Origin of the sequence: Zavarzinella formosa DSM 19928, from assembly GCF_000255705.1 — a bacterium.
Taxonomy (GTDB): domain Bacteria; phylum Planctomycetota; class Planctomycetia; order Gemmatales; family Gemmataceae; genus Zavarzinella; species Zavarzinella formosa.
Genome location: NZ_JH636439.1, coordinates 2,139,599 through 2,147,400 on the forward strand (window position 1 = coordinate 2,139,599; position 7,802 = coordinate 2,147,400).

General features: G+C 63.9%; 11 protein-coding genes and 2 pseudogenes. All 13 read left to right on the forward strand.

Going from position 1 to position 7,802, the window contains the following annotated elements; all coding sequences use genetic code 11:
* Positions 1–690, forward strand: a pseudogene (locus BGIM_RS0110415) (hypothetical protein); the annotation flags it as partial.
* A complete protein-coding gene (locus tag BGIM_RS0110420) occupies positions 687–959 on the forward strand; it encodes a phage fiber-tail adaptor protein (RefSeq protein ID WP_020469723.1) in 273 nt (90 codons plus the stop codon). The pseudogene BGIM_RS0110415 and the gene BGIM_RS0110420, both read left to right, overlap by 4 nt.
* Positions 959–1,486, forward strand: coding sequence for an HK97-gp10 family putative phage morphogenesis protein (locus tag BGIM_RS0110425; RefSeq protein ID WP_020469724.1), 528 nt, complete (start codon positions 959–961; stop codon positions 1,484–1,486). The genes BGIM_RS0110420 and BGIM_RS0110425 overlap by 1 nt, the downstream gene beginning before the upstream one ends.
* A complete protein-coding gene (locus tag BGIM_RS0110430; RefSeq protein WP_020469725.1) occupies positions 1,483–1,911 on the forward strand; it encodes a DUF3168 domain-containing protein in 429 nt (142 codons plus the stop codon). The genes BGIM_RS0110425 and BGIM_RS0110430 overlap by 4 nt, the downstream gene beginning before the upstream one ends.
* 18 nt (positions 1,912–1,929) lie before the next feature.
* Positions 1,930–2,334 (forward strand): phage tail tube protein, encoded by a 405-nt coding sequence (locus BGIM_RS0110435; RefSeq protein ID WP_020469726.1) that lies wholly within the window; start codon positions 1,930–1,932, stop codon positions 2,332–2,334.
* A gap of 9 nt (positions 2,335–2,343) precedes the next feature.
* Entirely contained in the window at positions 2,344–2,712 is a 369-nt protein-coding gene (locus BGIM_RS0110440) for a hypothetical protein (protein WP_020469727.1), read from the forward strand.
* A complete protein-coding gene (locus BGIM_RS67045) occupies positions 2,709–3,209 on the forward strand; it encodes a hypothetical protein (protein WP_020469728.1) in 501 nt (166 codons plus the stop codon). The genes BGIM_RS0110440 and BGIM_RS67045 overlap by 4 nt, the downstream gene beginning before the upstream one ends.
* Positions 3,143–3,316 (forward strand): annotated as a pseudogene (locus BGIM_RS68250) (hypothetical protein); the annotation flags it as partial. The gene BGIM_RS67045 and the pseudogene BGIM_RS68250, both read left to right, overlap by 67 nt.
* A 3-nt stretch (positions 3,317–3,319) precedes the next feature.
* Positions 3,320–5,206, forward strand: coding sequence for a hypothetical protein (locus tag BGIM_RS57275; RefSeq protein ID WP_020469729.1), 1,887 nt, complete (start codon positions 3,320–3,322; stop codon positions 5,204–5,206).
* The gene (locus BGIM_RS49750) at positions 5,203–5,808 is read left to right on the forward strand and encodes a hypothetical protein (RefSeq protein WP_020469730.1); all 606 of its coding nucleotides are present in this window, start codon (positions 5,203–5,205) and stop codon (positions 5,806–5,808) included. Before BGIM_RS57275 ends, BGIM_RS49750 begins: the two co-directional genes overlap by 4 nt.
* A complete protein-coding gene (locus BGIM_RS0110460; RefSeq protein WP_020469731.1) occupies positions 5,805–6,365 on the forward strand; it encodes a hypothetical protein in 561 nt (186 codons plus the stop codon). Before BGIM_RS49750 ends, BGIM_RS0110460 begins: the two co-directional genes overlap by 4 nt.
* Positions 6,362–6,757 (forward strand): DUF6950 family protein, encoded by a 396-nt coding sequence (locus BGIM_RS49755; protein WP_020469732.1) that lies wholly within the window; start codon positions 6,362–6,364, stop codon positions 6,755–6,757. The genes BGIM_RS0110460 and BGIM_RS49755 overlap by 4 nt, the downstream gene beginning before the upstream one ends.
* A partial coding sequence (locus BGIM_RS0110470; protein WP_029629915.1) for a ubiquitin-activating E1 FCCH domain-containing protein occupies positions 6,757–7,802 on the forward strand: 1,046 nt, incomplete at its 3' end. The genes BGIM_RS49755 and BGIM_RS0110470, both read left to right, overlap by 1 nt.

The following is a 7,802-nucleotide window of genomic DNA, read 5'->3' on the forward strand; positions in this document are numbered from 1 at the left end:
GCGGCGACAGAAGGCGAGGATTCCGCCTCAGCCACCGCCACCCTGAACCTCATGGGCACGGCTGACATCACAGAAAACCCCGATGCCACCGTGTCTTCCGGTCAGGAAACGGTCACGGGAACAAGCAGCCAGGCCGAAGCGCCCGACACCACCGCCGCCACGGCCAGCGAGAACATCACGGGAGCGGCGCCGGCCACGGAAACCGATGACAGCATCACTGCCACGGCGAGTCTGGCCTTTGTGGGAATGGCCATGCTCGCCGAAGCCGAAGACACGGCCATTGGGTCCGATTCGGGGGCGGTCGGCGGTTCTTTGGCAGTCACGGAAGCCGCCGACGCCGGAACTGGCACGGGAACACTGGAAATCATCGCCGCCGTCACGGCGACCGAATCGAATGACAATGCCGACGCCAGCGGATCGGCCGCCTTCGATGTCACCGGCATGGCCGCGTTCTCTGAGGATGCGGACACCGCCGTTGGCGAGGCGCTCATCCCCACGGGCGCGAACGTCGTCCTCGTGGCCCCCGAATCACGAATCATCACCGTCACGACCGAGTCCCGCCTGACCGTCGTCTGCGGTGAGGTCCGAGTCGTCACCATCACCTCCGAACGCCGCATCATCGACGTTCCCGCCGAACGCCGAATCCTCGCCCCGGCGGCGGAACAACGGATCATCCGGGTCGCCGCGTGACCGAGTCATTCATCAAGGACCCCTCGGCGCGGCTGGACTATCAGATCGACTGGTCGGACTGGCTCGACGACGAGACCATTGCCGTGTCCGTCTGGATCGTCCCGGCCGGGATCACCCAATACGGAGTTGCGACCAGCACCGCCACCTCGGCGACCATCTGGCTGACCGGGGGGACGCCGGGGACCGATTATTCCATCGTCAATCAAATCACCACCACGGAGGCTCGCATCAATCAACAGACTCTCAAGTTGCTGATCCGGGAACGGTGATGGAGTTCTCCGTCAACGTCGAAGGCATCGATCGCATCGACCGGAAATCGAAGGAACTTGTCCTGGCGCTTTCGCTGGAACTGGCCAAAGGCATGTATGCCTCGGCCAAAAAAGTCGAGGCGGAGGCGAAGCAATCCATCGCTCAAGGGAGCAAGACCGGCCGGATTTACAACCGCCGGTCATCCGGCAAGATGATCGGATCGGCGGTGGATTTCAAGGACGGAGGCGCCGTCAGGCAGGGCGGATTTCGTTCGGGCTATCATCGAGCGTCGGCTCCGGGAGAATCGCCGGCCTCGGACACGGGGCGGCTGATCAACTCGATCAATGGCACGGTCGTCGACCGCGGCCTCACCGCCGTCATCCGGGCGGGCGGGGGAATGGTCAATTACGCCAGAAGCCTGGAATTTGGAACGCGAAAAATGGCGGCGAGACCGTTCATGTTCCCGGCCTTTGAACGCTCGAAGCAATTCATCGCCGACCGTCTCAAACAGGCCGTTCAGGCGGCGATCAACAGTGTCGCCAGATGAGCAGCCCCGACAACGCCCTGCAAGCCGGGATTTTCGCCCGGCTCACGGGATACTCGCCACTCGTATCCGCCTTGGGAGCCGCCAAGATTTACGACCACGTTCCGCAGGACATCGACGCCCCCTACGTGGTGATCGGCGACGACACGACGCTTGACTGGGACACCAAGAGCCACGACGGCTGGGAGTTCACCCTCACCCTCCATTGCTGGGATTATCAATCGGCCGGACGCAAGTCGGTCAAGAACCTGCTCTCGTTGATCCATGACGCCCTGCACAACCAACAAGCAAGCGTCACCGTCACCGCGTTCACACTCGTGCTGCTGAGACGGGAGTTTCAGGAGACGTTCCAGGAGACCGGGATCGAGGGGGAGAACGACCATTACTACCACGGCGTGGCCCGATACCGCGCCCTGATTCATTCTTAACCACGGAGGGACATCCACATGACCAATTACGCAGGCTCAGCCTTTCTACTCAAGACCGGAACCTGGTCCGGCGGCACGGCCATCGCCGACTGCAAGACCCACTCGTTCAAGCTCAACAACGAACAGGTGGACATCACCAACAAATCCTCCGGGGGCTACCGCACCCTGCTCGCCGCCGCCGGGACCAAGTCCGTCGAGATCACCTTCGGCGGGATCATGACCAGCGACACGGGCTTTGAAACTGTTCAGGGTTACGCCTTTGCCAACAGCATCAACGCCTTTGCGATCCAGTGGGCCGACGGTGACACGCTCGAATGCAACTTCGCGGTCTCCTCGCTGGAGATCACCGGGGAATACAACGGCGCCCAGGAGTTTTCGATGACCATCATGTCCAGCGGAAGCTGGACCTTCACCGCCGCGTAAGGAGTCCACATGGCCGCCATTTCCGTTCAATCACTCGCCGCGTTCACCGCCCTCAACCACACTTACGGCTCGGTCACCTCGCTCGACACCGTGGCCAACGACGGCAACACCATCCTGCTGTTCAAGAACGGCAACGCCTCGGCCCGCACCCTGACGCTCACGGGTGTTGCCACGACCGTGCCCGGCTTCGGGACGATCAGCTCGGCCGACACCACCGAAACCATCACCATCCCCGGCTCGGGCACAAACGGGGGCGAGTGCGTCGTCGGCCTGATGCCTCCCAACCGCTTCAACAACAACTCCGGCCAGGTCGTGCTCACCATCGACGTGACCACCGGCCTGACCGTCGCCGCCGTGTCCCTGGCGAGGCCCGCATGACGTTTGACCCCGCCCGCCCCCGGCACACCCTGAAACTCGCGGACCGGGAATACGAACTGCTCGGCACCTTTGAGGTGATCGAGGCCGTCGAATGGGCGATGAAAGAGCCGCTCGGCCAGGTTGTCGTCTCCCTTGTCAACGGCCTCGCCTCGGTCCCGCTGGCCCGGTTGCTCTCCGCCGTCCTGACCGCCTGCGGCCATCCGCTGGGCGCGAAGGAGGCCGGGGCGATTCTCTGGAACGACATCGGCCTCTCGGGCGAGGCTTATGACACCCTCCGGCTCAACTTGTACGCCTTTTTGACCGTTTGCCTCGCCCCTCCCGCCGGACGGGAGGCCCGCGCGAACGAGGTGGGGGAGATGCTCGGGAGACTGGCCCGGCCGGTTTCCCGTGGAAAGACCACCAGCGGTTCTGCCTCGGCGTCCTCCGCTGGAGCCCGGACCAGTTCTGGAAAAGCACCGTCTGGGAAGTCGCCGAGGCCCACGAGGGCTGGGCGCTGAGCAAGGGGGTCAAAAAAAACCCCCGGAAGCTGCCCGTGCCAAGCCGGGCCGAACGGGAGGAACTGCACCGCCGCATTCGCGAGCGGGAAAACGCCGCAAGGAAATAACCCATGTCCGAACTTGATGAAATCCTGGTCGTCGTCCGGGCCGAGACGACGGGCTATGAGAAGGACATGCGGCGGCTGCCGGACATCGCCTCGGCGTCGGCGAAGAAGATTCAGTCCAGTGTCGGCGACGCCCAGAAAGAGATCAACAACCTCCAGGCCGAGGGTCAAAAGCTGACCCTCGCCAACCTCAGCGCCTATGAGAAGCTGGCGGTCGGGACGGTCAAGGCCCACCAGCTCATGGCGGCGGGGGTCATCGACCAGACGACCCACCAGCGCGAGCTCAAGCGGTTGCTGGATGACTACAACACCAGCCTGTTGAATTCGATCCCCCTGATCGGAAGGTTTGTCGGGGCGCTCTCGGCCGCCGCCCTGGGCAAATTCGCCCTGGACGCGGTCAGGGCCGTGGGAGCGATGCAGGACCTTGCCGACAAGAGCGGCGTCAGCGCCGGATTCCTCAGCGGCCTCAAGACCGAGTCCGAGAACGCCGGGGGAAGCATCGAGCAACTGGCGCAATCCATCGTCCTGATGAACAGCTTTATCGGGGAGGCCGCCAAGGGCAGCGAGGAAGCCGAGCGGACGCTGAACCAGCTCGGCACCTCGTTCCAGGCGCTGCGAAGCCTTTCGCCCGAGCAGCAATTCCTGGCCATCGCCGACGGCATCTCCAAACTCCCCACCCAGTTTGAGCGGACCGAGGCGGCGCGGGCCGTGTTTGGCCGGGGCATCACCAACCTCATTCCCATCATCTCCCAGGGCCGGGCCAAACTGGAGGAGATGGGCAAGGCGGCGGGCACGCTCAACAACGACCAGATCGCCGCCATCGACGCCATGCAGGATCGCTGGAACAAATACATCAATTACCTGAAAAACACCGTCGCCGGAGCGCTGGCCAGCCTGCTTCCGGCTCCTCCGAAGCCCATGACCCGCGACGAGGAGATCGCCCAGTACGAGTTCTGGCGGAAGAATGCCGAGAAGACCGGCCAGCCCATGCCGCCGCTGCCGTCGGGAGTCAGCGCCGACCGTCCCGCGACCGTCGCGCAGGCGACCCGTGTGTCGGGTTACACCTTTGACGCCAATGGCAATCTGGTCCCTCCCGCGGCTCCCGGCTCGGGGACGGGCGGCGGCTCGAAGCCGCAGGAGGCCCAGGATTACGACACCATCAGCCATTCGCTGGACGATTATCTCGACAAACTCCGCACCGAACACGACCTGCTCGGGATGAACGAACGCGACCGGGCCGGGCAGCAGGCCGTGCTGGAGGCCCAGAACATCGCGATGAAACAGGGGACGCTGCTCACCGAGGACCAGATCACCCAGGTGCGCGACCTCGCCCTGTCCAATTACGACCTGAAGGACTCGATGAAGGAAGTCGGGGACGCCGGGGTCATCTCGGCCAAGATCATCAAGGACAGCTTCGGCGACGCCTTGGAATCGGCCATGTTCGACTTCAAGAACTTCGGGGCCGGGGCCTCGTCCGTGCTGGAGGGGATCGCCAAGGACATCGCCCGCAAGAACATCATCGATCCGTTGTCCTCCGGCGCCTCCGACCTGTTCTCCAAGGCGTTCGGTTCGGGGGGAGGCGGTGTCTTTTCCAGCATCGGCTCCATGCTTGGCTTCGCGGACGGCGGCTCGCCGCCCGTGGGCGTCCCGTCCATCGTCGGCGAACGCGGCCCGGAAATCTTCGTCCCCAAAACCGCCGGAACCATCATCCCCAACAACGCCCTCGGCGGTTCGTCGCCCACGGTGAACATCACCAACGTCTTCCAGTCCGGCGTGACCCGGCAGGAACTCGCCACCCTCATGCCGGTCATGGTGTCCCAGTCTAAACAGGCCGTGTTCGAGGCCATCGAACGGGGCGGCAGCGAGTCGCGCAGCGTGAACCGCCGCTCATGACCATTTCCATGCCCTCCAACAACTTCCGCTCCTCCCGCTTCGGCCTGGAGACCGACACGGCCGTGTTCCGGCCGCCGCAGTCGAAGGGGTCGGCCCAGCGGGCGATCTTCGGCCCGGCGTGCTGGATGCTCACCGTCACCCTGCCCAAGATGAACCGGGCGGCGGCCGCCGACTGGCAGGCCTTCTTCCTTCTCCTGGAGGGGCAGGCCAACACCTTTTACGGCTACGACCCCGACGCCAGAACCGGGCGGGGCGTGCTGACCGGATCGCCGCTGGTGAAGGGGGCCAACCAGAATGGCAGCACGCTCGTGATCGACGGCTGCACGAGCAATGTCACCGGCTGGATCAAGACCGGGGATTACTTCTCCGTCAACGGCGAGTTGAAGATGGCGACCGCCGACGCCAATTCCAACGGCTCGGGCGAGGTGACCGTGTCCTTCAAGCCCGCCCTGCGTTCCTCGCCCGCCGACAACAGCGCCGTGATCGTCGCCAACCCAACCTGCCTGATGGTCCTCACCGACGACAGCCAGGCGGTGTGGGAAACCGACGCCAACGGGATTTACAACGAGATCACCTTCTCGGCCATTGAGGTGTATTCATGAGTCGGGGCGTCTCTGTTGACAACCTCGCCGCAATGGAGGCCGATTGCGTCTGCCCGGTCATCTTCGTCAAGCTGGAACTCGACTCCGGCGACATTCTCGTGCATTCGCGCACGGGGGACATCACCTGGGGCGGCGACACCTATCTGGGCATGGGGCAGTTCGGGGAGATCGGCCTGGTCCGCGAGGACACCGAACTTGGACGCAACCCCGTGGACCTCACCCTCTCCGGCATCGACGAGGCCCTGATCTCCATTCTGCTGGGCGAGTATTACCAGGGGCGTGAAGCCACGGTCTACATCGGCTTTCTCAATCTCGTCACCTTTCAACTGGTGGACACGCCCGAATACCTCTATGGCGGGCTGATTGACAACTCCACGATCACCCGCGACCAGAACGCCACCATCACCCTGCGGGTGGAAAACGAGGAGGCCCGCTGGGACACGCCCAACGTCCGTCGCTTCAACAACGCCGACCAGCAATTGAGATACCCCGGTGACAAGGGTCTTGAATACATGGAGCAGATGGCCGAGAAACAGCTCAACTGGGGGCGGGGGTGAGGATCGAAGGCTGGGAGGGGCGGCTGGCCTCGTATTTGAACGCCTCGAAAGACCTGACCTTTGAATGGGGCAAGACCGACTGCGCCCTGTGGGCCGCCACGTGGGTGCGGAGTTGCACCGGCGAGGATTTTCTCTTCCACTGGACGGGGAAATACAAGACCGAACGCGGGGCGGCGACGCTGATGCGCAAACGGGGCTTTCAATCCGTCGCTGACATCGCCGACGCGGCCCTTCCGGTCATCCCCGTGAGGCTGGCCAAACGCGGCGACCTCGTGTTGCATCCTGTGGACGGCTGTCTCGGCATCGGCAACGGGGTCAAAAGCCATTTTCTGTCGCTCAAGGGCCATACCTTGGTCGACACGCTGGCCTGCTCCAAAGCCTGGAGGGTCTGATGCCTCCGGCCATCCCCCTCATCGCCGCCGTCGCGGGCGCGGCCGCCAGCACGGCCATCGGCGGCATCCTCGGCTCCATCGCCGGGTTTGTCGTCTCCACGGCCATCAACCAGATCGGCGGCCGGGCCGTCTCCAAGAAACCCAAGTCCTCCTCCCTCGCCGATGCCGGACGCGACCTGATGCTCCGCTCCTCGGTGGAGTCGCACAAGATCGTCTACGGACGGGCGAAGGTCTCCGGCCCCTTTTACGCCGAGACCGGCGACACCGGCCCCGATTCCTCGGGCAACGTCATCACCGGCAAGAACACCTTCCTGCACATGGTCATTCCCGTCGCCGGGCATGAGGTGGATGCCTTCGAGACGATTTATCTGAACGACGTGGCCCTGACGCTCGACGCCAACGGCTTTGCCACCAACGCCCCCTACGGCCGCTCCGACACCACCTCGACCAGCACGAGTGTCACGACGACGAACCGTCTGATCCGGCGGGTCAACGGCACGGTCACCGTCACCACCTCGTCGGCCCATGGCTTTTCGACCGGTGACCGCGTCGAGATCAACGAGGTGAACATCGCCGCCCTCAACGGCACCCAGACGATCACCGTCACCTCTTCGACGACTTTCACCTACCCGAGCGACGGCCCCGACACCAGCCCCTCCTCGGCGGGCATCTCCGTCAAAAGCACGACGATCACGACCACGACCCTGCGCAGTTACGTCCGTATCAAGACCCACGTCGGGACGACCAGCCAGGTCGCCGATCCGTTTTTGGTGAACGAGCTGCCGAACTGGACCAGCGACCACCGCCTTCAGGGCATCGCCTACATCTACTGCCGCCTGGAGTGGAACCCCGACGCCTTCCCCTTCGACGCCCCCAACGTCGCCGCCGTGGTCCGGGGCAAGAAGATTTACGATCCCCGGACGACGCTCACCGTCTGGAGTGACAACGCCGCCCTCTGTGTGCGGGATTACCTGACCTCGGACATGGGCTATGACTGTGACGAGTCCAAGATCGACGACGTTTATTTCATCTCCGGCGCCAACAT

Coding starts and splice junctions, on each gene's coding strand:
- BGIM_RS0110430 (WP_020469725.1), top strand. CDS start 1,483: ATGAGCAGCCCCGACAACGCCCTGCAAGCCGGGATTTTCGCCCGGCTC.
- BGIM_RS0110460 (WP_020469731.1), top strand. CDS start 5,805: ATGAGTCGGGGCGTCTCTGTTGACAACCTCGCCGCAATGGAGGCCGAT.
- BGIM_RS67045 (WP_020469728.1), top strand. CDS start 2,709: ATGACGTTTGACCCCGCCCGCCCCCGGCACACCCTGAAACTCGCGGAC.
- BGIM_RS0110435 (WP_020469726.1), top strand. CDS start 1,930: ATGACCAATTACGCAGGCTCAGCCTTTCTACTCAAGACCGGAACCTGG.
- BGIM_RS49750 (WP_020469730.1), top strand. CDS start 5,203: ATGACCATTTCCATGCCCTCCAACAACTTCCGCTCCTCCCGCTTCGGC.
- BGIM_RS57275 (WP_020469729.1), top strand. CDS start 3,320: ATGTCCGAACTTGATGAAATCCTGGTCGTCGTCCGGGCCGAGACGACG.
- BGIM_RS0110440 (WP_020469727.1), top strand. CDS start 2,344: ATGGCCGCCATTTCCGTTCAATCACTCGCCGCGTTCACCGCCCTCAAC.
- BGIM_RS0110425 (WP_020469724.1), top strand. CDS start 959: ATGGAGTTCTCCGTCAACGTCGAAGGCATCGATCGCATCGACCGGAAA.